Source organism: Bradyrhizobium sp. CCBAU 65884 (assembly GCF_028128835.1).
GTDB classification, from domain to species: Bacteria; Pseudomonadota; Alphaproteobacteria; order Rhizobiales; family Xanthobacteraceae; genus Bradyrhizobium; species Bradyrhizobium ottawaense.
In genome coordinates this window covers 43,623-69,880 of record NZ_LBJU01000095.1, presented here as the reverse complement: position 1 = coordinate 69,880, position 26,258 = coordinate 43,623, and the positions used below count along the sequence as shown (strand labels likewise).

The following is a 26,258-nucleotide window of genomic DNA, read 5'->3' as shown; positions in this document are numbered from 1 at the left end:
CCGGCGGCTCGTTGGTGATCTCCGCCACAGGCTCGGCGCCTTCTGCCGCGATCGTCTCGCGCTCGCGTTCGAGGCGCTCGGACAATTGCCGGGCGAGCTCGTTGAACGCGCTGTTCTCGACCGGCGTCAGCGTCGGCGATCTCTGATCACTGAGTGATCTGACGTCGCCGTGCGGGCGGAACGGCACGACATTCGGAGGGGTTTCGACTGGCGTTTCCACTGAAATGTCCGGATCGGTTGGATGTGAATTCGCGTCGCTGGTGGGCTCTAGCAGTTCAGGTTCGGGTGTTGGCTCGGGCTCGGCTGCGGGCGGCTCGATCGGCGGAGGCGGCGCCTCCGCGGGCGGCTCGGCCTCGGGCGCGACCAGTTCGGCAGACGGGCCGTGCTGCGCCGGCGGTTCGGTCACCGTCTCGAAGCGCCTGAGTGCTTCCAGGCGGTTGAGGCCGTCGAGATCGCGGCAGACGCCAAAGCCCTTGAAGCCGGCAAAGTTGCGCGACTGGTCGTAGACCGGCAGGCCCGCGAGCTCGACCGGCAGATGCTCGCCGCCGTCAGCCGGCCAGTTCACTGTGATCCCGGCCCAGGTGTCGTGGCTTGCAAGCGCCTCTGCGACGCGGCCATCAGGATCGAGCGAGAATTGCTCGGCGATCTCGCGCCAAAGGCGGCCGAAGCCGGCGGCGGTGCGCGCGCCGATCAGGCGGATGAATTCGTCGGAGAGAAGCACAAAGCGGCCCTCTGCATCCATCTGCCAGAGGAAGCGCAGCGGATGCTGACGCGGTGCGGGCGATTCTTGGCCCGACGAATCCCGGCCAGACGATTCCTGGCCCGACGGCGGCTCGACCATGGCTGATGTGATCGGCGCGGCCTGCGGCGACACGATGGCTTGATGCGGGTTTTCAACCGGAGTCTTTGGCGCGATGTCGGCGCTCTGGTCCGGCGTTTCGCGAACTGGTTCTCGAACAGGCTGTTCGGCCTCGATCGGCTCGGCGAACGCATCGAACAACGAGATCCCGGCCGATCCGTCCTGCGACGGTGGCGGCTCGCACGGCATGGCCGCGGCCTGCTGCACAGATTCAGCCGGCGTCTCGTTTGCGGTTTCCGCCGTGCTCTCGGGCACGGCCGCCGCGGGCGCAGCTTGCCTGGCCGGCTCGATCAGCGCGATCAGGCCGACATCGGCCCCTAGGCCGACCCGTTGCAGCACCATCTGGCCGATGCCGATCGGCGTTTCGACGCGGCCCTCGCGCAGCGCATCGTTGCGCGCCTGTTCCAGGCCGGCCTCGCCGAGATCGCGGAAGCCGAGCAGGGAGCGGGCGGCCTCGCTGGCGCCGACGAACAGGCCGTCGGGCGCGAACGCCGCCATCGGCATTTTCACGCCTTCGACCAGGCGATGCAGCCGCTCGACCAGCGGCATGGCGCGCAAGGTCGGGTCCATCGCGGTGACGAGCACCGCGTGTCCGCCATCGGCAAAGTCGAGCCGGGCGCAGGCGCAGGTCATCAGCGTGCCGAACCGGGCGCCGAAGCCGCGCAGACGTTCGAGCCGCACAGCGCCATTCGCGGGCAGCTGCCGCGCAAGCCGGGCAACCTGGCGGCGATGGGGGTCGGCCGGGCCGAACATTTTGTCCGCAAGCGCCGCGCCGTTCGCCGCGCCGAACAGCTTTGCGCCGACCGGATTGGCCCACAGCACGCGCGTCCCGTCGATCGACCACAGCCATGTCGCTAGCTGCGAGGTCGCATGCACGGCCAGCCGGGGATCGCCCACACCTCGCAACTGGAAATCCGAACTCGTCATCCGACCGGCTGTGTCTCACGCTTGAAGCTGGCGGCTGCCGGGAATGACAGCCTTAAGAAAGGGTTAGTATCGCCCGCGCCCGCGGGCAGGTCCACGGCCCCGGTCCCCGGCGGCGGCCCTAAGCCGCGATAACCTTAATCAGCCCGAACCCGCAAGCCGCCGCCCGGTTCATCCAAGGGATTCGGGGCGAGGCGTTCTCCGCCGTCATTCCGGGGCGCGCTCAGCGCGAACCCGGAATCCATCGGGCCGCAGAGACGGGCGGAATGGATTCCGGGCTCGCGACTTCGTCGCGCCCCGGAATGACAGCGGGCTAGCCCGACCCACCCCACCTCAACCCGCGGTTCCCCCAACCCGGAACCTCGCCCTGACCGAGATTAAATATCGCGATGCACCCTGCTGGCGCATTGCGCTGCACAATGTTGACACGATAGGCAGCCATAATACTGGGCGCTGGGCGAGCCATCTCTTTGTTTCGCGTTTCCAGTCTTTCGTACCCGCTGAATGTGAAGGCCCAGACCGGGGGCCGGCGGGCGCGCCAGAAGGCTCACTGCATTTTCATTATCGTGAGGGACAACCATGACAGGTGCGACTGATCCGTTTTCTGCCTCGATCATTCCGTTCGAGGTCCCCGAGCAGATGCGTGCGTTCGCCGAAAAGGGCGTGTCGCAGGCCCGCGAAAGCTACGCCAAGTTCAAGGACGCCGCCGAAACCCACAACGGCACCGTCGAGGCCGTGTTCACCTCGGCCAGCAAGGGCGCGAGCGAGTATACCGCCAAGCTGGTGGAGTTCATGAAGGCCAACAGCAACGCCCAGCTCGACTTCGCCCAGCAGCTGTTCGGCCTGAAGTCGCCGGCGGAAGCGCTGGAGCTGTGGACCGGCCACACCCGCACCCAGCTCGAGACCTTCCAGTCCCAGGCCAAGGAGCTGGTCGAGCTGACCCAGCGCGTCGCCGCCGAGACCGCCGAGCCGATCAAGGCCAGCGCCTCGAAGTTCTACAAGCCCGCCGCCTGAGCGGTGAGGCAGGTTTGAACTGGCGAAACCCGGGCCAAGCGCCCGGGTTTTTCTTTGCCTCTCCCGCGCTTGTCCGCCGAAGCCTTGGCGAAGGCGGATGCGGGAGAGGCCGGCGCCCGGGCGATGCGAAGCATCGTCGGGCGACGGGTGAGGTTCTCTCCGCCCGGGGACTGCCGCCCTAAGCGGCAAAGTCATCGCAACCCCTCGATGCCCGCCATCAAGCCCGATTTCGTCGCATCGACGGCGATCTCACCCGGTTTTTCGCCCCATTGCGGCCTTGCCAAACCGGGCCGTTGCACCTAGTTTCCGCCCCGTCCAGCCCCCCTAGGTCGACGGCCTTTTCAGGTAGCCCCGAGGGCGGCTCGCCAGGATGCAGTTGTAGCTCAGTTGGTTAGAGCGCCTGTCTGTGGAACAGGAGGTCGGTGGTTCGAGCCCACCCAACTGTACCAAACAAATCAAGTGCTTACGGAGACCATTGACCGGTGCGGACTGTTGTAGCTACCAGATAGCTACCACGAGAGAAGGAAAACGAACGGACTCGCGCCGGATGCCCTCTCAAGGCTGAAACAGGGGTTCGATTCCCCTAGGGAGCGCCAGAAAATCAACTACTTACGGACATGCTGAGTGCGCGGGTCGCGTTCGTGTCCAGTATTGCATTCTCATCCCTGATATCGGAATTGTCAGTGCGTTAAATCCATAGCGCGCCGCCGCCGCATGCCGAATTCCCGGCGCTAAGCGGTAATCGAAGGGATCACGCGGGTAGGGCCGAGCCGATGCGTCTCTCCAGATTGAGCATTCGCAACTTCAGGAATTTCGAAGCGGTCGACGTGCCTCTGTCCGGCAACGTCGTGTTCCTGGGCGAGAACCGGGTCGGCAAAAGCAATCTCCTGTTCGCGATACGCCTTGTCCTCGATCCGACGTTGCCGGACTCCGCTCGTCAGCTCAGGTTGTCGGACTTCTGGGACGGCTGCGCAGCGACCTACGATGATCCGATCGAGGTGCACCTGGAGTTCACCGACTTCGCGGGGGACCCGGCGCTAGTCGCATTGCTGACGGACTTCCGGACCGCCCGTGATCCGATGACCGTCAGCTTGAGCTACGTCTTCCGCCAGAAGGCCGGTATGTCCGGTGGGCCGGAGACCAGCGCCGACTTCGATTTCGTGGTCTTTGGCGGCGGCGACGAAACGCGTCCGGTGCCTGGCCGTGTCCGGCGGAGGGTCGCGATCGACGTGCTGGATGCGCTGCGAGACGCCGAGGGACAGCTTGCCACTTGGCGTAGCTCGCCGCTCCGCCATCTGTTGGAGGAGGCGATCTCTGCCGTTCCGTCGGCCGATGTCGATGCGGTCGCCGCGGAGCTCGACAAGGCCACCAAGGCACTGGAAAGCTTTCCGACGATAAAGGCTCTCGAGGACGATCTGAGGGCCGGTATCCTTCGCCTGTCGGGGAAGGCGCACGATATCGACGCCAGATTGAGGTTCGCGCCATCCGATCCTCTCCGGCTTTTCCGTGCGATCGCGATGTTCATCGACGGGGGCAAACGCGGTATTGCCGAGGCGAGCCTCGGATCGGCCAACGTCGCGCTTCTCGCGCTCAAGCTCGCCGAGTTCGCGTGGCGCCGCAAGAAGAACGATCGGAATTTTTCGCTGCTGTGCATCGAGGAGCCGGAGGCGCATCTGCACCCGCAGTTGCAACGATCCGTCTTCAAGAAACTGTTCGGCGCTAAAGATCCCGCGCAAGCGATCATCGTTACCAGCCATTCGCCCACCTTGGCGGCCGTCACGCCGTTGCGCTCGATCGTGCAGTTGAGAATTCGGGACGGCGCCACGGAAGCGTTTTCGCTGGCGGAATTGCCCGTGAGCGGCGACGAGCTCGACGATCTGGAGAGCTATCTGAACGCGACGCGGGCGGAGTTGCTGTTCGCGCGGGGCGTGCTTTTCGTGGAAGGCGATGCCGAGGAGGCGTTGGTACCGGTCTTCGCGCAGTCGCTGAGCCGACCGCTGGACGAGCTCGGGATCACGGTCTGCAACGTGGCCGGCGTCAACTTCGCCCCATACGTGAAGCTCGCCGAGTCGTTGAACCTGCCTTACGCCGTCATCACGGATTGGGATCCGCTCGACGGTTTGAAGCCGCCGTTGGGCCGGAAGCGCACGCTCGATCTATTGCAGGTCATGCTCGCGATCAGGGGAAAGCCTGCGATGACGTCGAGCAAGCGGGCTACCTTGGAAACCAAAGACCACGCCTACTTCGCGAAGCAGTCGACCAAAACGGGCGTCTTTCTGAACGACCGCACGTTCGAGGTGTCGGTTGCGAATACGCCGGCGCTTCTGAAGCCATTGCTCGACATTCTCGATGAGCAAGGTTTCGGATCCACCCGGACCCGCCGCATCGCCGCATGGCGTAAAGGCACGGTCGCTGTCGATCCTACGCAACTGCTCGCCATGATCGCGGATATCGGCAAAGGGCGATTGGCATCGCGGCTCGGCAAGAAGATGGTCGGGCTTACGCCGCCCGGATACATCGCCGATGCCATCGAACATGTGGCCGACCGTGTCTGACGCGCGCAGACTTCTGAAAGCGCTCGACGAACTAGCGGGCAATCCCGAGCAATCGGCCGCGGTTGGTGAGAAGGGGCATTGCGTCGTCTTGGCCGGTCCTGGCAGCGGCAAGACCAAGACGCTCACGACGGCCATGGCGCGGGCCATTATCGAAGATGTTGTCGATCCGCGCGGCGTTGCCTGCATCACCTACAGCAACGAGTGCGTCGCCGAGCTGGAAACCAGACTTGCGAAGCTAGGTATCGCTCCTGGCAATCGTGCTTTCATCGGGACCGTACACGGGTTCGCGCTTAGCCAGGTTGTTTCGCCCTACGCGCGCTGCGTTTCCATCGGCCTACCTCCCGACTTCAGGGTCGCGACGCGCACCGAGTGTCGCACCGCGGTGGAGACCGCTCACGCCGCGGCGATCGGAGGCGGCGAGAATCCGCATCAGCGTTGGGAGTTTGCTGTCGAGAAGCGGCGTCGCGACGTCGATCGCACCGGCCCCGAATGGAGGGGATCGAACCCCGAACTCGCTGATTTCATCGAAGCCTACGAAGCTGAGCTCAGACGCCTTGGGCTTATCGACTACGATGATATGCCGCTTCTTGCGTACCGCATGATCAAGCAACACGATTGGATACGTGACGCCGTGGCGGCGCGTTTCCCGATCCTGTTCGTGGACGAATATCAAGATCTTGGCCATGCCCTCCACGAACTCGTGCTCCTGCTCTGCTTCGGCGGAGGCATCAGGTTGTTCGCGGTCGGTGACGTCGATCAATCCATATACGGTTTCAACGGTGCCAACCCCGAGCTATTGGAAGGTCTGACGGATCGCGCGGACATCAAGACCATCAAGCTGCGCTTCAACTATCGATCGGGCAAACGGATCATTCGGGCGTCCATGGGCGCGCTCGGGGAGGACCGCGATTATCAGGAGATCGAGGGGGCGCCGGACGGTGAGATCTCGTTCTACGAGGTTCCGCACGGGCTCGACGAGCAGGCAGAAGAGATCGCCACGAGCATTATCCCGGACATCATCGAGACAGGAATCTCGCTGGGCGAGATCGCGGTTCTGTATCGGGCCTCTTGGCTCGGCGACAAGGTCGCGGATGCGCTGAGACAAGCTGATATACCGTTCGTTCGGGCGGACCCGAAGGGGCTGGTTCGTCGGAGTTCGCGGCTCGCCTGCTTCATCGAAGACTGTGCGAAATGGGCGACCGGCGGCTGGCGGTCGGCCGAGCCGCGCTACAGCCGGTTGCTCGCTCGCGCTGGCGCGTTCGTCTACGGTGGAGATGCGAGCGAGCAAGAAATGCAAGATCTCTCTGATCGGCTCATCGGGTTTTTGAACTCATCAATCGGCTCGACCGAGAGCACGCACGTCTGGCTTCAGCGGTGCGATGACGAACTCATCGCGCCGTGGCGTGACATATCTCGCAATTCGGAGTCGGATTGGGATGTGTGCTCGGAGATGATTTCGAACACCGATCCTGCGGACGATCTCGATATGTCCCTCGATCGTTTCGCCGGTCGTATCGAGGGATCGGGCCGCGTCACCTTGACGACGTTGCACAGCGCAAAAGGCCGGGAGTTCGACGCGGTCGTCATGTTCGGCGTCAACGCTGCGGATCTACCGAGCTACAAGGACAAGAAATCCGCACATAGTCTCCGCGAGGCGCGCCGTAGTTTCTACGTCGGCGTCACGCGTCCGAGGAAGTCGCTGAGTTTGGTGTTTCAGGAGCATCACCCGTCACCTTGGGTCTGCGAACTCGCCGAGAGGATCGAGGGTTGATTCCTGCTTCCCGATCTCCCAGCGATCTGCCGCATTGCGATTCGGCTCGTCGTGCCGTCGCGGTCGCTACTTGGAAGGGATCCAGATTCGTCGATCGCTCGTGGATCATCCGATCTGGACGCCGATGAGTCCGGAAAGCCGTTAGGCTTCGACCGGCTCGGCCCGCTTTGCGACGGCGTCATAAATACCGATCTTCAGGGAGGGGAAGCGCTGCTTCAAATCCGAAGCACCCCGCTGCGCGCCTTCGCGGATTTCGAATTCGGTCTTCACGAGTCCGTCGACGAGCAGCGCGAAACCGTCCGTCGGCATCCTGTTGGTCTTCATTTGATGAATGGATCGGTTGGTTGATGTTAGGCTGACCCAGATACGGCGAGTCGCGGCTAGCGATCAAGCCCAGGCTGTGGACCACTTCCCGAACGCGTCGCGATCATTTGCATTGCGAACAGGGTCGGCGCCGGAGCCTAGCTGAACGCGACACCTCTTCGACTTCTCTGCCGAGATCATGGTCGATTGCTATCGCGATCCGTTCCCGTCGCGCTGACCGCCAAATACGTCGTGGGATGCGATTGCCGGGAGTTCGCGGTTAACGTGACGGCAGGACGATCGATCTGGGGCTGTCTTGTTTTTTGGAATTCAACTTTCCGATCTGCCGGATATACCGACGCTGCATCACGTTAGGTCCGGATTCGAAATGAAGTCGCTTGAAAGAAAGATCCCCAAAAGAAGAGGCGTCAAGCGCTACTTCGAGCCGATCCTCGCTGGAGCCACGCTGCGGGAGCGATTGATCGGCTGCCTGGGAGCACTCTTGGCGATCGCATCCACGGCACTGACCAGCAAGCTCGTCTTGGGTCCCGAGTCCCATCTACCGTTGATCGTTGCCCCGTTGGGAGCGTCGGCGGTACTGCTTTTCGCGGTGCCAACCAGTCCGATGGCTCAGCCGTGGGCGATCGTGGGCGGCAACACGATCTCCGTGCGGCTGTATTGACGACGATCATCGGCGGACCGGCGGTGACGAATGCGGGCTTTATCTTTCCCTTTGCACCCGTCGCGCTGAACGGCCTCATCCTCTTGGCGATCGGGAGGGTCTTTCATCGCTTGTCCGGAAGAAGATATCCCCACGTGACCGATGCGGTGACGCACCCGCGCGGGACTTCCGACGTGAAACCGAGTGTCCGCATTGGCTTTCAGGCACAGGATATCGACGACGCCTTGAAATCCTTCAACGGGTCCTTCGACATCAGCCGCTCGGACCTGGAATTGCTGCTGAGGGAGATCGAACTCAAGGCTTTGACGCGCACCCACGGACAGGTGACGTGCGCGGACGTCATGTCCCGTGACGTCGTCACGATCCCGCTCTCACGAGAGTACAGATCGTGCCCGCTCGCTGCTTTTGAGCCATGACGTCCGGACCCTGCCGGTTACGGACCCGCGTCACGATCGGATCGTCGGTACGGTCAGTCTGCGGGAACTGGCAGGCGGCGGTGCGAGCGTCGGGTCGCGAATGTCGCCGGCCATCACGTGCGGCGCGGGGACTTCGATCGTGGCTCTGACCCCGGCGCTCACGGACGGGAAGACCCATGCCGTCGTCGTCGACGACGACCTCAACGAGGTGATTGGCATCGTCACGCAGACCAACGTGCTCGCGGCGTTGGCGAAGCTTCTGCCTGTCGCGGAGTGAGACCGCCGATCAGAACTGCAGATCTTCGTCGCCGACGGTCGTATATCGGACGTCCGTCACCTCGCGCATCGACCAGTCGAGATAGCTGACGACGCTGGGATCCTCGGTCCCGACGAACGTTTTCCGGTTCAGGATGACGATATTGCGGCTGTCCTGGGTCTCGTCGCGTTGCATCGAGGATCTGAAGATGACCGCATCGCAGCCGAAAGACGACTTGAGATATTCCGCGACGATTTGGGTCGAGATGTACTCGCGCTGGCGTTCGTGCGGTCGTACGGGCCGGCTGATCTCGTCCTGCATCTGGTCGATGAATTCGTACCGGCTATGCTCGAACAGCTTCCGGTCGGCGGCGCGCCGATCGAACACCGTGAAGTCGAAGACCTTGAGAGGCATGCGGGTCGCGAAACGTCCGATGGCGACCGAGTCACCGATGCTTGGCCTCAATTCGGCTATCGCGGTAGCACTCGAGAAGGCTGCGTAGAGCACGGGAATGAATTCGACGTTCATCCTCCCCGCGGACGTCCGGTCGAAAGGTGGCGGCCCTAGCTTGCTGGCGCCGTCCGCGTCGACGGCATCCTTGGTCAGACCGCCGTTCATCAGGCGGGCACGATAGATTACTTGGCCTGGCGGTAGATCGTAGAGTGGCCTCACCGGCCCTTCGCCGTACTCTTCCGGTTTGCCGAAAAGGTCGTCAAGTTTGTCCTTGATGCCGAAGAAGCGCGAGGTGAATTGGACCTGTCTGCTGAACTCGTTCCACTGGAGGGAGTATCTGCGATCGAACCAATAATCGTCTTGGTCGGCCTTCTCTCGGGCGTCGGCCGCCGCGATCGGCTCGAAATTGTGGGCATCCGTGTAGTACGGCTCTGCTCCCTGAGAGATATCGTGATCCGAAACGTCGGGCAGAGCGGCGATCACGGCTTCGACGACGTCGTCGGAAGCTCCGAGTTCTTCCGAAAATATCTCTTCGTAGGGCTGCCCCTCCGTCCCGTAGTAGACCTTGTCGCGGTCGTCGACCTCGAAGGTTTCCGCGCCCGGCTGATAATTGGACTGAAACCAGCGATCTGCTTCCTCCGCGAATTCATCTACGGTCACGCACGGCACGGAGGTATGATCGTCGTCGAAGTCGCAATTGCTCTCGACGCCGATCGTATCGATCCACTCCTGCAGCGGTCCTTCCTGAACACAGCGTGGGCAGAGTTTTCTGTCGTCGGCCATTCATCCTCGCGCGATCGGACCGTTCATCGTGACATGTATAGGTTCGACTCCGCACATCGTCATTCGTTTCTTCGGGTCGGGGAGACGCGGCAATCCCGCGTCTCCCTCCTCGCCACGCCGGGCCGTGCCGGAGCACGCCCCACCGCGAACCGCTATCCGATCGCCTCGACGCTGAACGTTCCGTTGATCGGCCGCCAGTCGCCGATGCCTCTGACGAACCCGGCGACCTCGAAGGTCTCGATCACCTCCGAGCGGTCGAGCAAGGAGGGAAGGAATTTCGCCGTGAACTCCGCGGACCAGTCGGGGAAGACCGCGCGCGTGCGCATGGTGCGCGAGCCCTTGACCCTGACGCCGGTGCGTAATCGGAACGAAGGATTTGCCCACAGTCGTCGAGATTGCGCGGACCGGCGTATTCCAACAGAGGGTGCTCCTCGACGACCAGGCCGGCCTTGGCCTCGTCGCCGCGACGCTTTCGTTTGCGGGCGCCGCCGACGAAGCACGACATCAGCGCCTCCCGGGGAATGCAGGGAAGGTTGCCGGAAAGCCAAAGGCCCCCATTCCATTCGACCCTTGCGATCTCCTCGTGATCTGCGTCGGTCTTCGAGCCCTTGCCGGTCAGGCGCGCCAGCGCCCTGGTCGCCGGATCCAAAGGATCGGCGAGCCGTCCGCAGTGCATGACCAAACGTTTGGTACCGACCAGCCTCAGCCTGATGCTTTCGCATTCCATCGTGGGATCTCCTCAGCGGTAGGGTCTGTGAGCGATCGGCGCAAGTCGCGCACACATACGACATCGGCTCGTATCGGGCGGCGGTCGGCGAACCGACGCCGACGCAGGAAGTCTTCGACGTCGCGGTGGCAGGCTGCGCACAATGCGACGAGATCGCCGTACATCTCGCGACCCAGGTGCCGATACGTGGCGTGATGCACCTGCAAAGGCGAGCGCGCCGTCGCCGCTTCGAAGCACAGGCGGCAATGCCCGTTCGCGTTCGCAAGTTCGCACAACCGCGCCGGCTGCGAACGCCACGCCAGACTTCCGACGATAGTCCGTGATCTGCCGTCTCCAAATGTCTCGCGGGCTTCGCTAGAAGGTGTGATGGATCACATTGTGATAAATCACATGATTACGAGTCTTAGCATGTCGTCTGGGAGCATCTGCCAGTTTTCGACTCAGATTCTTCCAAAAAATGTTCACGTAACGGCGACGGCTGTGTCGCGGGATTGATCCGTCGCCGCATCGAAGGTCTCGCAAGCTTGACTCAGTTTGTTCTATCTAATAGAATTTTGTTCTATTCCTCGGCACCTGTTCTACCCGCCGTGGCAATCATCACGTGATGGTCCGCGGCACTTTCGCCAACAAGCGTCTCAAGAACGCGATGGTCGACGGCAGGGAGGCAGATCTCGAAGGCCACGCCGTAGACGGCGACGATAAGCTCGAGCTGTGTTTCGCTTGCGCCGAGCGAGCGCGAGATCAATCGGAGCGCCACGTTAACGATCGAGAAGTCGATCTGCGGCAGGAGTTGTCCCCGATCTCAAGGCTCTATGGGCTCGCCGATCGTCCGGCGGCGACGCGGTCGTCCGGGCGTAAGAAGCCGCCTGACGGGCGTCAAGCCGAGCGCTCTCGACGAATTCGAACCCGGCCGAAATGGCATGCAGAAAAGGACGGATTCAAAGCAGATCCGGTCGGCATGCCGATGCTGAATGATCGCCGCGATCCTGATGCATGATATGTCGCTGGCAGGTGGAAGCGCCGCGCTCGCCGGCACCGGCAAAAAGCGATTGAGGGCTTCACGTCGAGCGGACAATCTGCGGGCTTTGTGCTCTCGTTTTGAACGGAAAGGGGTTCACCGACCACACCCTAAATTACACGATCTCCACTCGGGGCGTCTGCCACACGAAGCTCTGGAATTTTGAAGCCGAAGTCGATCCGAATATCTAAGTCGGATCGGAAGCTTTGACCCGCTTGGCCCTGCTGAGAATCTCCCCGAGATTGCGCATTTCCTGGATGTAATCCGTCCAGACGATGGTGTTCGAGAAGTCGACGTGCATAGGATTCACGCACAACGTCCTGGCACCCGACAGATAGGCCCTCGCGTCATTGAGGGAGTTGCCGACGAAAAGCACCTCGAAGGGGAGGCAGCCCTCGCTCTCAATGACCCTCTGGACGAATTTTGCCTTACCCTCGAAATCGAACGGGTGCCCTTTGATCGATTTCAAGACGTCGTCGTCGTCGTAGACGAATTCGTTGGCCTTGATCTCCGCAAACAGTTCGTGCGCCTTGCCGAGTTTCGCGAGGATGATTTCCTTCACTGAGCCGGATACGATGTAGAGGGAGGTCCCTTGCCTGTGCAGTTCCGTAAGCGCGTCGTGGAGGCCGTCGATTGGCTCGATGTTGTCAATGATCTCCTTCATGTGCTGCCGAGAAAACTGGCGATCGCGCAATTTCTGAGCTGTGATGTCGCACCAGTCCTGATGTTGGAGCTTCTTTGCGAGAAATTGCCGATGGTAGTCGCCGGCTTCGATCGTGCTGTAGCCGACTGAAGTCCACATCTTCTCCCACGTGCTCAGTATCGATGAAGTCTTCGTTAGCGTGCCTCCGAAATCGAAGACGACGGCCTTTGTGTCCGGAGCGAAGTCCAAGGTCTTCGTCGAATTCCTGCTGTTAGGATTAGCGCGATAGTTCACGTCGTAGAACATCATGTAGGCCGCGATGAAGTCGTTCTTGCCGTACTCCAAGTCGCCAATGCAGCCCAAGCTGTGCTCGATCTTCGCGAGGTGTTCGCGCGGGGCCTTCTGGAAACAGCCGGGGCCGGTCGCGTCGCGGGTCCGGACCCTTTCGAGCTTCTTCAGCGCTGACTGCGGGATACCGGTTTTCGCGCTGAGCTTGCTGATCGTCTCCTGCTTCATCGTCCGGTGAAAGAACAGCTTGTAGCCGTTTACGACGGAAAGCTCGTGGCGATCGTCCGCCTTGTCTCCCGCCGGATCTCTGGAGCGTTTCCTTTTGATACGGATCTTCACAGGTTTCGTTTGTTCTTTCAATTGTTGGAACGCCGCCGCCCAATCGCCGTCCGCCTCGATCGGAATGACGTCAATCTGATTGCGCTTATCGAATAGGCGCACCTGCTCTGGAGTCGGCCGCCACATCCAGGCGAAATGGCGCTTGCCCCGCCCTTTGGTCACCTTCTCGATCCACGGGAGAAGTCCCATCTTGAGATGCGGATCGGAAAAGGAATATCCGGCGAACAAGACGGTTTTGTTGAGCAATACCTGCTCCAGGAATTGGTAGGCCCTAGGATTTTTCTCGTCCCAGTCGTTGTAGTCGAGACCGGACAAGGTGTGCAGGTTCGTCAAGGTGCCATGGATGTTGACGAGCTTCGGAATCCTATCTGCTTCGCGAGATAACCATTCGTACTTCTGTTCGCTATCGATGGGGTGATCTTCGTGCAGCGCTCGTGCGAGAAGATTGTCGTAGTTCGTAGTCGCGACCATGTGCCAAGGGAGTACGGCGAGTTCGTAGTGGGCCCTCGAAGGCTGGAAGTCCGATTCCGGTATCGCCTTACGAACAGCCTCTTCCAAGGCGGGTCGACCTTGGTTCGTCTGGATTGCGTCGAATAGATCCAGAATCAGGTCGTTGTAGTTCTTCAGGTCCTCTCCACAGGTTTGCGCGACCGCCTTGGCGAGGTCATACCAAAGGGGCATTCGATCGTCGCCGCCGTCGTTTGGCGCTGCCTGTCTTGAGATCCCGGCGCCGATGAACAAAACCAATTGTCCATTAGCGAGCAGATTGGCTAGTTGCTCCACATGCTGTGGAGGAAGGGGCAAACTCATATATTAAAACCCATACGCAAACCCGCCGAGGGACGCCGGCTTAGTAGCTTCGCTATCGCAATCTTATCGAGTGTAGGCGAAAGACTGCAATTTTTGCTACCGTTTTCTTGTGCGTCGTCGCGGGAAAAGGTGGGGTACGTGCATCCGCGACCTGGCGGATGACATTGTCCGTATCACCGGACGGCCCGTGGAGCGGCGGTCTACTTCCTCGTGACTTTGATCGGCTGCGTGGCAAATGCCCGGCGCAGTGCCGCGCGGGAGCGAAACGTCGGTGGGCTCGCGAGTTCGAGCCTGTCGACGCGTCGCGCCAGCGCTCGCAGGATCGCTTCCGCTTCGAGACGCACGACCATCATCCCGGCGCCGACGTGGATTCCGCTTCCGAAGCCCATGTGGCCGACGGCGACGCGTCGGATGTCGTAGCGGTCGGGATCCGTCCATTGATCCGGATCCCGGTTCGCGGAGCCGGTGAGCACGAAGACCTTCTCGTGCTTCGGGATGGTGGCACCGGCGAATCCGACGTCCTCGGCCGCCGTGCGGAAGACCCGATCGACGGATGGTCCAAACGCATCGGCTTCGAGGAGCAGGCTCGGGACCCGGCGAGGCGGCCCCTTGATGTTATTGTGCAGACCGGTTCCGCCGGCGCTGATGAACGAGGCATGGCTTTCAATGACGGCTTTTACGTCGGCGTAGCGCGGTATCGCCCATACGTTGGATTTCTCGAGGTAGACGACGCGGCCGAGCTTTCTCAGCGCCGCGACGTGCGGGTGGGGATCGCCGTGACGGCTCCTTCCGTCGATGCGGTCACCGATCGCCGTGCTCGCTTCGCAGTCATCCAGAGTGGGCGATCCGAAGCCGCCTAACCCTGAGGGCGGTCTCCGGCCGGAAAGCCCACGACAACCCCCTCCGGACGCGGTTTGCCGGCCGCGATGAAGTCGGGGTCCTCAAGGAGCGTAGCACCGCTACCCAACTCGTCCGACCGTCGTCGCTTGAATTTGAAGACGTGATCGTGCGCGTAGATCTGGTTTTCGGCATTGCTGATGATGAGGCTGTTCACCTCCGCGACCAACGACGCGTCGGCATCGATCACGTTCTCTTCGCCCTCGAACGTTCCCCTGAGCGCGATGTTCGTCGAAATCGGAAAGATCACCTCGGTACCGAGAACCGCGAACCCGGGCGACATGCCGCCATGGGGTAGGCCGTCGCTCCAGCGGAGACAGACCGGATCGTCGATCGTCACGAACCCTCCGCTGTCGTCGGACGCGACGAGCATCTGCCATTTCCGATGCCAGAGCTTTTCCGCGAGCGGATCGTGTTGGTCGATTTCCACCATCATGATCTCTTCCTTGGTCGCCGCGAAATCTTCGTCCTTCGCCTCGTCGATCATGCGGCCCAGCGATGCGGCGGTCTCGTCTCGCTCGAGTCCTGAAGCCTTCGCGAAGTCGGCGATGACTTCTTCTCTCTCCTTGCCCTGTAGTCCCTTTACGAAATTACGCTTCTGAAAGCTGATGATCTTGCCCAGATCTTCCCGTCTGCGCGGATTGCGGAGCGCTAGGGCGGCCATGAAATTCACGAGCAGAGACCTGTCGGCTTCGACCGAAAGCGATTTCGCCGCCTTGATGCGTTCGAGGGCGGGAGCGACTTCGCCCTCGAATTCGGAAAACGCCTTCTCGATCGCGTTGGGATCCATCTCCGGCACGTCGATGCGGTTGAAATTCTTCTTCTTGGCGACGTTGTCGGGCGATGTGCGGAACCATTTGTTCTGCGGTCGGTCGATTGCCAGCAGTTGTCCCTTTGCGCCGGTAAAGCCCCGCAAATACATCGTCGGAACGTATTGGTGACCCTTGGGTCCGGAAGACCTCGCGACATCGGACATGGGTACCCCTGTGCCATTGCCGCCTGGTCATCGCAGCAAGCGTCAATCGTACAATTGCTAACTCTTCGAGCCGACCCGATGCAGGCGAAAAAGCTTCTCGAAGAAGTCGGTGATTTTCTCTTCCGCCCCGATGCCCAGCAATTCGTTCGCGCCGAAGCGGTAGACCTCGTAGCCCGCCAAACGCAGTTCGCGGTCGGCGGACACCATATCGGCATACACCCTCAAGGACGGGGTGTCGTCGTGCGAGAAGTGGTGCTTGCCATCGACCTCCAGGACGATGCGCTGACGCTTCGGGAGTAGCAGGAGAAAGTCCATGCGTTGGCGCGGAAGCAGCAATCGATGGCGCAGGCTTTTCGACGTGGCTGGATCGTAGTGCAAATAGACTTGCGGCAGGAGGGCCGGAAGATTGTCCCCCAATGCGTTCCGATAGGTTCTGAAGTAGGTCTTGAACAGCGCCTCCTCGGCCTTCGAAGCGAGAGATTCCTGAAGGCGGGCTCCGAGCTCGGCCGCAGTACTTCCGGGCACGAGATCGGACCACCAGGCGACGAGTTCGGACCAGAGCAGGCCGGTCGTTCCGATCGGGCGGTCGTATACGAGGCAGTTTTCTTCGCCGGAAAGGATGACGATTTCATTGTTGATGGCGTCCGCGAATCCGATCTCGGGCTTCGGCCCTCGCGAAGCGAAAATGAGATTCTTCGGACGACCAGCGACTCCCCGGACAACCTGCTGGAATCCGAAGATCGGATGGCCGGATTCCTCTCGTTCCTGCACAAGATGATATCCGTCTTGCGTCAGGACCTTGTTGAGCTCGGCCACGATTTTCTGCTGATCTTCGCCGGACCGTGCCGGTGGGTGCACGGCATCGACGATGAGAGCGGAAAATCGGGCGCGCGAGCAATCGAACGCGCCGATCTGCTCGAACAGGTACTCGACCGACCAGTCGCCGGGATTGCGGACCATGTGTCGCTCGATCTGGTCGCGAAGGCTTCGACCCGAGCTCGGAATGAACATTTCCAAGGGGGAGGACAGAACGAAGTATTTGCCCACGAGACCGAGAAGATCCAGCTCGCCCGCAAGATCGTCCCCGAAAACGCGCGCGACGTCCCTTCGGGTTATGCGTGTGAGGGGGGGATCGCTGGCTTCCAGTACCCTGCGTGCGGCCTCGTCGAGCTCGACGTCCTCGTTCTGCGACGCGAGCTTTAAGGCCAATTCGGCGAGCCGTGTTTCGTCCAGACCTTCTAGCGCGAGGTCCACCCGCTGGCGCTTGGAGAGACCTTCGCCGCCGGGCACAACGAACCCATCCAACCATGACGCAACGCCGTCCAACTGCATATGCGTCATGGATTGCAGTCTGCCGGCGAACAAACCACTAAGATTGATCGGCATGCGACTTGGAAGAGCTCCGCACGAATCCGGCGATGTCGTTCATCCCGAGTACTTTAGCCGTTTTTTGCATCTGCGCGAGATGATACCGGTAGTCGCCTTCAGCCAATTTTCTTTGTGCTTCGTCGGCATTGGCGACGAGCCAACTCTCCCGGACGACCGGGCCACCGAATTCGACTCTCTTGCGTCCCTTGGGGGCTTCTCCCCAATGTAGAACCTCGCGTTCGACCAAGGCGTAAGCCGTGAGTTCACCCGCGTCGGCCGTCGTATAGTATAACACTTTCTCGAAGTCGTAGGGGTGGTCCGGAAAAGGTTCGAACTCCAGCGACATCTCGCTCGGACATGTGAACTGGTGCATCCGATAAAGCTGAGGGACCGCACGACCGATGTCTGCCACGCTGACCGTCAATGTCGAATCGGAATTCGGCTGAAGGCCGCGAAGCGTTGCGACGACCTCCCGGACCTTGTCCCAATCCGCGCCTCTGCGGACATCGTCGGCTTCCAGCACGCCGCCCAGGAAGCGGCGGTTTCGTACCCATACCTGGACGTCGATGGCGCCCGTACCGAGCCAGGCCATCATGGTCGAGAAATTGAGAACGTCATCGAGGGGGACGCGGGTTTCGGAATCGAGCCTCGCCGTGAATTTGCTTTGTCCTTCGATCGACCAGACTATTTCGAACCCCGGGGCTGACACGCGGACCCGCTGCTGTTCCTTCGGAAGCCAACGCATACACAAGCCGAATACCTTGCCCGATACGCTTATCGGCCGGGTCGACTTCGGACCGCGGATTCTGAGTTCGCACTCGCCTGCCGCATGCGGAGTTATCAGCACGGTGCCTGCACTGAGATCGACCAGGGGCGCCTTATCGGAGATGCCGAAGCGCGATGGCGTGAACGTAAACTTGTTTACCGGAAGGCCGGTGCCGAGCCCGAGCAATTCGTCGAACAACTGCTCGGCATCGTCGGCGCTGAACGACATTTCTCCGCCACCGTAACCGTCTTCGTAGCCGACCGTCTCGTAGATCGCCTTTTTGGCGAGCGCATAATCCGGTGCGGCTGCGGCGATCGTCTTTTGCATCCATTCGACGAGGTCGCCGGAATGAAGGTCGGCTTCGCTGAACCGAAGGGTAACGCGGCGCCTGTGAACGGGGACATCATCGACCGAGGCTTGACGTCCGGCTCTGAGCCACTCGTCCATCTGCCTGGCCCATATATGGATGGCATAGGTCTTGGGCCTTGGAGCGCCGTCGACCATCAGAATCACGAACCAGGGATCCGGAGACCTCGCGGCCTTCAAGGCGTTGGAAAGCTTGATCGAACATGACAGTCGGGGATTTCGGGTCGATTTTACCTGGACGAACGCCTGTTTCCCCGGCGGGGCCGTGTCGGCGGGTCCGGAACGCTCGACTTCCGGCAACTCGACGAGATAGTCCCAACCGTTTTCGTCCTCCTGCGACTCGTGGCACAATGCGCCCCCGAGAGCGCATAGGCTCGCGAAGCTTGTTTCCGCGTAGCGCGCGAGGCGCTTTACTTTTCGCTTCGTTTTCAAGTGGCCCAGCCGTGCCTCTGCCGCGATGGCGACTTCGGCGATTTCGGGACGAGCGCTCAAAATACGTGATTCGGGACCCGGATAGGGAGAGGCACGGGAGTAGTCGGGAATGGATATCGATCGTCGAATCCGCGTGCTCGACGACGGGGAACGGGACGATGGAAGCGTCACGCACGTCAGCGATCTGCGCGACCGCCCGTTCGTGGTTCTGCTGGGAGAACCGGGCATGGGAAAATCCACCGTGCTGGCGGCGGAAGCGACGCGCGAGAACCTCGCTGTAGTGACGGTGCGCGAACTGATGACCGGCGCGGAGATCCAGCAGGGTACGCCGCTGTATCTCGATGCCTTGGACGAATACCGCACGGACGGCGGCGCGGAAGACAAGGCACATGCGTTCGCACACGCGATCCTGAAGCATCGCCCGCCGCGTTGGCGTCTTACCTGCCGTTCCGAGGACTGGAGGAAATCGGCCGATGTCGCTCCGATCCGCAAGACGACTTCTGGACAGCCGATCACGGTGGCTCAATTGCTGCCGCTCGACACCGGCGAGGCCGTCGCGATACTTCGGTCGTGGGGCGAGACGGACCCGGAAGAGTTCGTGAGAAGCGCCGAATCCTTCGGCGCCACGGCTTTTCTGGAGAACCCGCTCGGATTGAAGCTGTTGCGCAAGGCCGTGGCGGACGGGGGCGCATGGCCGGCGAACAGGTTCGAGCTGTTCGCTTCCGCCGTCCGCAAGTTGTCGTACGAGCATAGCGACGTCCGCGTCGTCACCGAAAGGCACGACCCGGATACCATCCTGGAGGCTGCGGCCGAAACATGCCTCGTGCTGCTCGTTGCCGGCGCCCGCGCGGTATGGCGGTCCAATCGCGAACCCCCCGCGCTGGGTGATGCCCGGGCCTTCTTGACTTGGCACGAACTCGGTATGGACAGAGGTCTCGTCGACGATGTCCTGGATACGGCGCTTTTCCGCGGCGAGGGCGAATCGTTCGAACCCATGCACAAAACGGTCGCCGAGTTTCTGGCCGCGAAGGCGTTGTCCGCAGCCGTTCGCGGTACGCGTACGCGTGCGGCTCGACCGCTCTCGCGCGCCCTCGCGTTGATCACCGCCGAAGACGGCACTGCACCCACCGAGCTGCGGGGGGTGTACGCGTGGTTCGCCGCCCATCTGGCTCGCGACGGCGTGCACGCCGACGCCGTCCGGTTGATACGGAAGGACGCGGTATCGGTCTTGAACTACGGCGATGCCGCTATTTTCGACACGGCGGGCCGACGCGCCATCCTGGAGAAGCTCGGCACGTCGGATCCCTATTTCCGCGGTTCCGACATCGGGGTGACCGCGGTGGGCGGACTAGCCGGAGAAGACTTGGCGGCAGACTTCGCTGCGGTCCTGAAGGACGCATCGGACGATACGCACCGACGCTATAGGGTCTTCGAAGCTTTGACGGTCGGGCCGCCCGTACGCTCGCTCGCGCCGCTCCTGCGATCCATCGTTCTCGATCCGGAAAGCCAGGAGACGTACCGGCTCAGAGCTCTGGAGGCTCTGTCGAACGGATGCGAAGATCCAGGCAGACTCTGCCGAGAGCTTTTCGACGCGCTCGCGGATGAACCGGCATCGTCCGCCCGGGAGGCCGTACGGTCTCAGCTCGCGGGTGGATTCGCGAAGGGCGGATTGACCGTTGTGGACGTGCGCTCGGTGCTGGCCGACTACTGCACCTGCCCACCGGACAACATGCTTGGGCGCTTGCGGGCCCTGCAGGATCGGATCGAGACCGATCCGATGCCCGAGCTTTTCGAGATCCCGCTGGCGGAGTGGATGCCGGAACGGCCGGACCACGACAATCAACGCGATCACCGCACCGAGGTAGGCCATACGTTGGACTATGCACTTGCGGCAGCGATCGGAACGGTTCCGGCGCCGACTTCATCATCCGTATGGCGGTGGATTGCGAACACGCGAAGGGGTGGGTTGTCGCGTCTCAAGACGCAGGCGGCGAAGGCATTCAAAAGATGGCTGGAGGAATGCGCTGCGCGCGAGGTGGAGATTTTCAACGAAATCCTCGCTCGCGCGGAGGAGTCCGACGGACCCTGGGTTCCTACCAACAAGTTCAGGACGGTCGCGGATCGGATGCCGTCGTGCGCGGTCGTCGATGATCTGCTGCGACGGATCGACGAGACCACGACCGCCGAAAAGGCCCCGCTTCTTGCCGTCGTCGTGGAGATCGTCAACAACGGGGCGTATCCGGACGCTTACTGGCAGGCCTACGATCGGGTCATGCGTTCCGAAGACGAGCCGCTCCTTGAAAGACTTACCTGCCGCAAGATCGAAACGTGGCAACTGGAAGATGCCGCTAGAGCGGCGCGCGGGCGGCAGGAGGAGGAGCGTCGAAGACTGGATGACGTCGCCTATCTGGCGCCTTTGATCGCCGATTTGGAGGTCGGCCGGGAAACGGCTGCGCTCGGATGGGGCGCGGAGCACTACTTCGTCCGCGAAGCGCCTGCGGATGTCGGGCACGTGGCCGCGAAATCCGATGCCGCGATAGCCGATGCTATCGTACGAGGTTGGGATGCCGTCGCGCTGAACGGACTCGGAGATATCGACGCCAAGCGGCTCGGCGACTTGGAAGCACGGAGCAAGACGAATCGTATCGAAAATGCTGCGGTCGCCGGCATCTATCGGCGTCTGATCGACGCCGATTCATCTTCTGCGCCGCGGGACTTTCCGCTCGATGTCGCCTTGGCCGTTCTGAAGTCGAGTTGGACGGCAAACGACAACCGTAGAAGCGACATGCTCGACCGCTGGGCTATCGAAAGGCTAGACGCCGATCCGAAAGTGGGAGCGGAGCGGCTTCTCCTTTACTGGAACGCCGCCTTGGATGCGGGATCCACGACGCTGCCTTCGCTGTGGAAATTCGATTCCGAGCGTAGGTCGCCCGCCTTCGAACTTGCCTTGTACGAAATCCTGCGAATAAGACCCGACATGAACGTCGAAGCTCTCCGGTCGGCCCTCAAAGTGACCCCGAGGGCCCTCGACAAGAGGAGATTGGCCGATCTTGCGAGCGTCGCGTTGAACGACCCGAAAGTCGATGGGGCCTGTCGCGAACTCTGGCTACTCGTTGTTTACGTGCTCGATCCCGCCACGCACTCGGCGGGCGCGGCTGCGGACACGATCGACGTGTCTTCGATCGTCGCCGATCAGGCGAAGAACGATTTCATCGGATCGATCGCCGCCTTGCCTGGCGTCGATCGCCTGCCTACGCGTGCCCTTATGGTAAGCCTTCTCGGGCGCCGCGCTCGTCCGGAGCGCGATCGGGTCCGGAGGCGAGTGATGGATGTCCGTCGGAAGAGCGAAACCGTCAGGAACTCCATCAAGCTCATCGCCGCCGATCCTCGCTCCGAGGCCGCCGCCGCGTTGGCGCGTCTCCTGGCCGACCCCGCCCTCGAAGCCTGGGAGAGCGAATTGAGACACGCACAGGTGCAGCAGCTCAGGATCATGAGGGATGGCAATTTCAAGCATCCGTCTGCGTCCGCTGTGCGCGCGGCCATCGACGGTGGCCCTCCGGTGAACGCAAGCGACCTCCGCGCGATCGTCGCGTCCGAACTTCATCGGTTGCGTTCCGAGCTGCGAAGCACGGATACGACGCCTTGGAAACGTTACTGGAACAGTGCGAACGGCAAGGTTACGACGCCGTTGATCGAGAACGAATGTCGCGACAACCTTCTCGACCGCCTTCGGGACAGGTTGGACAAGTACCGGATCGCCGGCGTCGCCCCGGAAGCCCGCCGGGGCGAGGGGACCCGGACCGACGTGCTCGTTTTTTCCGGAGCCGGCCGCAATCTCCCGATCGAGGTGAAGCGCCATTTCCATCCGGACGTTTGGACTGCCCCCGAAACCCAGTTGCAGGGTTACGCATCCGATCCCGGGGCTGACGGCTTGGGGATCTATCTCGTGTTCTGGTTCGGTAACGACGTCGAACCGACGCCTGCTCGACCGAATGGTCAACGTAAGCCGGGTTCTGCCGCGGAGATGGAAGCCATGCTGACCGCGGGCCTAACTTCCGACCTAGCCGCCCGCACCAATGTCATCGTATTCGACGTATCGGATCCGAATGCCAAGAAGACGACGAAGAGACGCAAGCGAAGCGACCGTTAGGCGATCATCCTGGTGCGTGCCGACGGCAAAGCTGGTAAATCTGAGTTCACCAGCGTTATCGATGCTGAGATTTCGCGCGAACGCGCCTGCTACGGAGCAGTTTCGGCATTGAGGATCATGGAAATTTCACCCAATGCTCCGGCAAAAGCTTCACGAGATCACGGAAAACGGCGACCCATCCAGCCACCGAAAGCTGATCGGCGACCTCCGCGAACATCATTCCCACAACATAACGGCTTTGGATCTGGATGCGACATACGGCTTCAACTGCGTCATGCACGCCCTCGACATCATCGATCACCCTGAATATGTGCGTTTGGCGTTCGCGTGTCCGGACGATGTCTACGCCGGCGCGGAGTTCGTGAACTTCTTGCTCGACCGCTATTACCTGTCCGAGAAGGCCACGCGGGCCCCAGGCCTGCTCGCGTTCTATTTCGACGGCGGCAAGTTCAAGCACGTCGGCCTGCTGCTGTCGGAAACCCGCCTTGAATCGAAGTGGGGTATCGGGCATCTGTACCAGCATGAGCTGTTCGAAGTGCCGATCAGCTACGGCAACGACGTTCGATATTTCTCGCCGTTGTCGTCGGAGGAAACCGTCACGGCCTTTAACGACTTCGCGGAATCAAAGGGCGTGGAGCTTTAAGTGTCACTGCCGGAAATCATCACCAACGGCGGGAATGCGGAGTTCGTGCAACGGCTCGACGCCAAAAGCGTTGCATTCCTGATCGTAGGAGGGGCGGCGGTCGCGGCGCACGGCTGCCGGGACATAAGTGCGGTCGATGATCTGGATATCGTGATCGACCCCACAACGGACAACGTGAAGAAATTCATCGCCGTACTTGCGGCCAGCCATATCGACTTAGCGCGTTTTCGTCCGTTCGATCGTCGACATGCCATTTCTCCCCACGGGACAAATCCTTGTCGCCGGGTTGCGTTCCAAGCCTCCGTCGCAGACTAGGGATTCCGTCATGAGACCTTCCCGGGTATCAAGAACTGAACGACGCGGCTGCGATCTTGTGGCAGACTGACGCCCAAGCAGATCATCCAGAGCGCAGCATGCCGCGGAAGCATCCTCAGAACGGCCCCTCTCTCAGCAAAGCTCCTCGCAAGAAGCAGAAGCCGCTGGATGACGAAGCGCTCGCCGCCCTGCAGGGCGTCAGAAAGCGGCGGAAGAAGGGGCACGACTAAAGGCTGCGAGTGGCAGGCGCTTCGGAACAGCCGTGAGGGAGAACGGCGGCACCATACCTATAAGGGGCGACAACGCGGAAGCGTTCTGGTCGAAGATCCGTCGCGACGACGAAGAGGCCGCTTCCGCCGCGGGAAAGAAAGGCGTCGCGCCGCGTGCGGAAACCGCAATCCCCCGCGAAGATGGCGAAACGGACGACGAATACCATGCTCGATCATCGGCTCTTAGGCGACTCTTGTCGGAGAAGCGCCCAGCGGGACGTAGGGGCTGAAGCGTCCGGCGTCGGAGCGCTCGACATCCTGAACGGAGCTTTATATCGGCAGGTCGAGTTGCGAGACTTCATGTTCCGCCCCGTCGAGCGACGAGAGCGAGACGCCGAGTAGCCGGACCGGCTTCCGCATCGGGATCTCGTTCTGCAACAGCGCGACCGCTAGGCGCTCGAGATCTTCGCGGGTCGAAACCGCCGTCGGGATCGACCTGCTTCGGGTGATGATCTCGAAGTCGTTGAACTTCACCTTCAGCGTGACGGTCCGCCCGCGCGAGCCCTTCTCCGCGCAATGCCGCCAGACCTTGTCGATGAGCGGCTCCAGTTCGGCGACCATCGCATCGAAATCCGTGAGGTCCGCGGAGAACGTGTTCTCGGCGCCGACGGATTTTCGGATGCGGTTCGCACGGACCTCGCGGTTGTCGACGCCACGCGAGATCCAATAGTAGTAGGCGCCGGCCTTACCGAAGTTGGCCTGCATGAATTCGAGCGTCTGCTTGCGCATATCGAGACCGGTGTGGAGACCGAGCGCGTTCATCTTGGCGCTCGTCGCCGGGCCGATGCCGTGGAATTTTTCGACCGGCAGCGCCTCCACGAATCCAGGTCCCATCTCAGGCGTGATGACGTAATGTCCGTTCGGCTTGCGGTGGTCCGAGGCGAGTTTCGCCAGAAACTTGTTGTAGGAGATGCCGGCCGACGCGTTGAGGCCCGTGACCTCCTTGATCTTTGCCCGGATCGCGAGCGCCACGTCGCGCGCCAGCGGGATGTTCTGCAGGTTTTCGGTCACGTCGAGGTAGGCTTCGTCGAGCGACAGCGGCTCTATGATCGCCGTGTGCCCTTCGAAGATTTCGCGGATCTGCTGCGAGACCGCTTTGTAGACCTCGAACCGCGGCTTCACGAAGATGAGGTCCGGGCACTGGCGCCTGGCGGTGACGGACGGCATCGCCGAACGGACGCCGAATTTGCGGGCCTCGTAGCTCGCGGCCGCGACGACCCCACGCTCTCGGGATCCGCCGACGGCGACCGGCTTGCCGCGAAGCTCGGCATTATCTCGCTGCTCGACCGACGCGTAGAACGCGTCCATGTCGACGTGGATGATCTTCCGCTGGGGCGGCGTATGTTCTGGCTGCAACGTGTCGTTTGCCGATATCATTTCTTGCCGGAGCCGTCGCGACGCTTCTCAGGTCTCGGCTGGGACTGACGCTTGTCCGTTTCGGCAGAGTCTGCTGCTCGAGGTATCAGGAGCGGAATCCAGAATTGGGGCGGGACCGGCAGCCGATAGTGTCGGCAGGCCGTTAGAACCAACGGGAAGAATCCGAATTTGACGGCTGAGAGATCGCCGAAGCCAGGCGAATGTTCGCCTATTTCGGCGAGAACCTTGATCATATTCATACCCGACCGGGTCGTGGGTAGGTCGCTCAATCCGGCGCCGTGGCCATCGTCATTGAGATATAGATGTTTTTCGCTTTTTTTGTCGGCCGTCCACAGTTGCAGAGTGCAATGAGCGAGAGGGCCCGCGATCAGCTCTTCTATGGTCGTCACGGTGCGTGCGTCGCCGTAGCCGGCGGCGAATGCAAACAGCAACGGTATCAGTACACTTCCGGCAGTGACTTGCCGCTGATATTCGTCGGTGCGCGCCTTCGGATGAGCAAGTATGTCCGGATAATCGGTCAGGGCGGCGGGGTACCTTCCGTGACCCTCGACGGTCGTCTTCAGGCGGCGCACCATCTCGGCCAGCCATCCTCTTATGTCGGCGTCCATATGGCCCATCTGGCCGGCAAGCGTCAGGAATAAGGCCAGGTCGATCGCCTGCTGATCGATCAGCGGCAACAACAACGACGGATTGTTGATGATCAACTTGAACCCGTCGGCGACGTGCTTTCGCAGTCCGTCGATCTGTTGCGCGTTCAGCTCCTTCAGTTCCCCCGGTACCGTACCGCGCAAGCCAGATCATCCAATGACCGGCCAAGGCCAACCTGCCCAACACGTCGAACATCTTCAGGTTGACGTC

At 61.6% G+C, this 26,258-nt stretch carries 17 protein-coding genes, 1 tRNA gene and 2 pseudogenes; 9 read left to right on the top strand and 11 right to left on the bottom strand.

Features of this window, described 5'->3' with window-relative positions; translation table 11 throughout:
- Nucleotides 1-1,786: pseudogene (locus XI03_RS08225) on the bottom strand (PAS domain-containing sensor histidine kinase); the annotation flags it as partial.
- A gap of 576 nt (nucleotides 1,787-2,362) precedes the next feature.
- Between XI03_RS08225 and XI03_RS08220 the strand changes: the two are divergent.
- The 4 genes from XI03_RS08220 (at nucleotide 2,363) to XI03_RS08205 (ending at nucleotide 7,123) form a co-directional block, all read left to right on the top strand.
- Nucleotides 2,363-2,797, top strand: a complete 435-nt coding sequence (locus XI03_RS08220; RefSeq protein WP_018318275.1) for a phasin — start codon at nucleotides 2,363-2,365, stop codon at nucleotides 2,795-2,797.
- A gap of 372 nt (nucleotides 2,798-3,169) precedes the next feature.
- Nucleotides 3,170-3,246, top strand: a tRNA-His gene (locus XI03_RS08215).
- 324 nt (nucleotides 3,247-3,570) lie between these two features.
- On the top strand, nucleotides 3,571-5,352 hold the full coding sequence (locus tag XI03_RS08210) for an ATP-dependent nuclease (protein WP_271591844.1): 1,782 nt from the start codon (nucleotides 3,571-3,573) through the stop codon (nucleotides 5,350-5,352).
- Nucleotides 5,321-7,123, top strand: a complete 1,803-nt coding sequence (locus XI03_RS08205) for an ATP-dependent helicase (RefSeq protein WP_271591843.1) — start codon at nucleotides 5,321-5,323, stop codon at nucleotides 7,121-7,123. The genes XI03_RS08210 and XI03_RS08205 overlap by 32 nt, the downstream gene beginning before the upstream one ends.
- Before the next feature lie 141 nt (nucleotides 7,124-7,264).
- Here the strand turns inward: XI03_RS08205 and XI03_RS08200 are convergent, their stop codons facing one another.
- On the bottom strand, nucleotides 7,265-7,447 hold the full coding sequence (locus XI03_RS08200) for a hypothetical protein (protein WP_271591842.1): 183 nt from the start codon (nucleotides 7,445-7,447) through the stop codon (nucleotides 7,265-7,267).
- Between the two features lie 367 nt (nucleotides 7,448-7,814).
- On the opposite strand from XI03_RS08200, the pseudogene XI03_RS08195 reads away from it, so the two are divergent.
- Nucleotides 7,815-8,801, top strand: a pseudogene (locus XI03_RS08195) (HPP family protein).
- Nucleotides 8,802-8,810: 9 nt separating this feature from the next.
- Here the strand turns inward: XI03_RS08195 and XI03_RS08190 are convergent.
- Complete coding sequence (locus XI03_RS08190; RefSeq protein WP_271591841.1) at nucleotides 8,811-10,016, bottom strand: RES family NAD+ phosphorylase; 1,206 nt, start codon at nucleotides 10,014-10,016, stop codon at nucleotides 8,811-8,813.
- Nucleotides 10,017-10,168: 152 nt separating this feature from the next.
- A complete protein-coding gene (locus XI03_RS08185) occupies nucleotides 10,169-10,342 on the bottom strand; it encodes a hypothetical protein (RefSeq protein WP_271591840.1) in 174 nt (57 codons plus the stop codon).
- Nucleotides 10,343-11,344: 1,002 nt separating this feature from the next.
- On the opposite strand from XI03_RS08185, the gene XI03_RS08180 reads away from it, so the two are divergent.
- Nucleotides 11,345-11,740, top strand: coding sequence for a hypothetical protein (locus XI03_RS08180; RefSeq protein WP_271591839.1), 396 nt, complete (start codon nucleotides 11,345-11,347; stop codon nucleotides 11,738-11,740).
- A gap of 208 nt (nucleotides 11,741-11,948) precedes the next feature.
- On the opposite strand, the gene XI03_RS08175 is transcribed toward XI03_RS08180, so the two are convergent.
- The 5 genes from XI03_RS08175 to XI03_RS08155 all read right to left on the bottom strand — a co-directional run bounded on the left by XI03_RS08175 (nucleotide 11,949) and on the right by XI03_RS08155 (nucleotide 18,706).
- A complete protein-coding gene (locus XI03_RS08175; protein ID WP_271591838.1) occupies nucleotides 11,949-13,841 on the bottom strand; it encodes an SIR2 family protein in 1,893 nt (630 codons plus the stop codon).
- Between the two features lie 200 nt (nucleotides 13,842-14,041).
- Nucleotides 14,042-14,338, bottom strand: coding sequence for a cytochrome P450 (locus XI03_RS40480; RefSeq protein ID WP_442869701.1), 297 nt, complete (start codon nucleotides 14,336-14,338; stop codon nucleotides 14,042-14,044).
- A 359-nt stretch (nucleotides 14,339-14,697) separates the two neighbouring features.
- Nucleotides 14,698-15,714, bottom strand: a complete 1,017-nt coding sequence (locus XI03_RS08165) for a DUF4238 domain-containing protein (protein ID WP_271591836.1) — start codon at nucleotides 15,712-15,714, stop codon at nucleotides 14,698-14,700.
- A gap of 57 nt (nucleotides 15,715-15,771) precedes the next feature.
- On the bottom strand, nucleotides 15,772-17,100 hold the full coding sequence (locus tag XI03_RS08160) for a hypothetical protein (RefSeq protein ID WP_271591835.1): 1,329 nt from the start codon (nucleotides 17,098-17,100) through the stop codon (nucleotides 15,772-15,774).
- Nucleotides 17,084-18,706, bottom strand: a complete 1,623-nt coding sequence (locus XI03_RS08155) for a hypothetical protein (RefSeq protein ID WP_271591834.1) — start codon at nucleotides 18,704-18,706, stop codon at nucleotides 17,084-17,086. The genes XI03_RS08160 and XI03_RS08155 overlap by 17 nt, the downstream gene beginning before the upstream one ends.
- A gap of 49 nt (nucleotides 18,707-18,755) precedes the next feature.
- Here XI03_RS08155 and XI03_RS08150 point away from each other — a divergent pair, with 49 nt between their 5' ends.
- The 3 genes from XI03_RS08150 to XI03_RS08140 all read left to right on the top strand — a co-directional run bounded on the left by XI03_RS08150 (nucleotide 18,756) and on the right by XI03_RS08140 (nucleotide 23,754).
- A complete protein-coding gene (locus XI03_RS08150; RefSeq protein ID WP_271591833.1) occupies nucleotides 18,756-22,796 on the top strand; it encodes an NACHT domain-containing protein in 4,041 nt (1,346 codons plus the stop codon).
- Between the two features lie 133 nt (nucleotides 22,797-22,929).
- Nucleotides 22,930-23,439, top strand: coding sequence for a hypothetical protein (locus XI03_RS08145; RefSeq protein ID WP_271591832.1), 510 nt, complete (start codon nucleotides 22,930-22,932; stop codon nucleotides 23,437-23,439).
- The gene (locus XI03_RS08140; protein WP_271591831.1) at nucleotides 23,440-23,754 is read left to right on the top strand and encodes a hypothetical protein; all 315 of its coding nucleotides are present in this window, start codon (nucleotides 23,440-23,442) and stop codon (nucleotides 23,752-23,754) included.
- Between the two features lie 539 nt (nucleotides 23,755-24,293).
- Here the strand turns inward: XI03_RS08140 and dinB are convergent.
- Together dinB and XI03_RS08130 are read right to left on the bottom strand one after the other, a co-directional pair.
- Nucleotides 24,294-25,400, bottom strand: coding sequence for a DNA polymerase IV (gene dinB / locus XI03_RS08135; protein WP_271591830.1), 1,107 nt, complete (start codon nucleotides 25,398-25,400; stop codon nucleotides 24,294-24,296).
- Complete coding sequence (locus XI03_RS08130; protein WP_271591829.1) at nucleotides 25,397-26,191, bottom strand: hypothetical protein; 795 nt, start codon at nucleotides 26,189-26,191, stop codon at nucleotides 25,397-25,399. The genes dinB and XI03_RS08130 overlap by 4 nt, the downstream gene beginning before the upstream one ends.
- Between the last annotated feature and the right edge of the window lie 67 nt (nucleotides 26,192-26,258).

Bases quoted from the DNA above. Each gene is read 5' to 3' on its own strand.
- XI03_RS08220 (WP_018318275.1), top strand. From the start codon at position 2,363: ATGACAGGTGCGACTGATCCGTTTTCTGCCTCGATCATTCCGTTCGAG.
- XI03_RS08210 (WP_271591844.1), top strand. From the start codon at position 3,571: ATGCGTCTCTCCAGATTGAGCATTCGCAACTTCAGGAATTTCGAAGCG.
- XI03_RS08205 (WP_271591843.1), top strand. From the start codon at position 5,321: ATGCCATCGAACATGTGGCCGACCGTGTCTGACGCGCGCAGACTTCTG.
- XI03_RS08200 (WP_271591842.1), bottom strand. From the start codon at position 7,447: ATGAAGACCAACAGGATGCCGACGGACGGTTTCGCGCTGCTCGTCGAC.
- XI03_RS08190 (WP_271591841.1), bottom strand. From the start codon at position 10,016: ATGGCCGACGACAGAAAACTCTGCCCACGCTGTGTTCAGGAAGGACCG.
- XI03_RS08185 (WP_271591840.1), bottom strand. From the start codon at position 10,342: ATGCGCACGCGCGCGGTCTTCCCCGACTGGTCCGCGGAGTTCACGGCG.
- XI03_RS08175 (WP_271591838.1), bottom strand. From the start codon at position 13,841: ATGAGTTTGCCCCTTCCTCCACAGCATGTGGAGCAACTAGCCAATCTG.
- XI03_RS08165 (WP_271591836.1), bottom strand. From the start codon at position 15,714: ATGTCCGATGTCGCGAGGTCTTCCGGACCCAAGGGTCACCAATACGTT.
- XI03_RS08160 (WP_271591835.1), bottom strand. From the start codon at position 17,100: ATGCCGATCAATCTTAGTGGTTTGTTCGCCGGCAGACTGCAATCCATG.
- XI03_RS08150 (WP_271591833.1), top strand. From the start codon at position 18,756: ATGGATATCGATCGTCGAATCCGCGTGCTCGACGACGGGGAACGGGAC.
- XI03_RS08145 (WP_271591832.1), top strand. From the start codon at position 22,930: ATGCTCCGGCAAAAGCTTCACGAGATCACGGAAAACGGCGACCCATCC.
- dinB (WP_271591830.1), bottom strand. From the start codon at position 25,400: ATGATATCGGCAAACGACACGTTGCAGCCAGAACATACGCCGCCCCAG.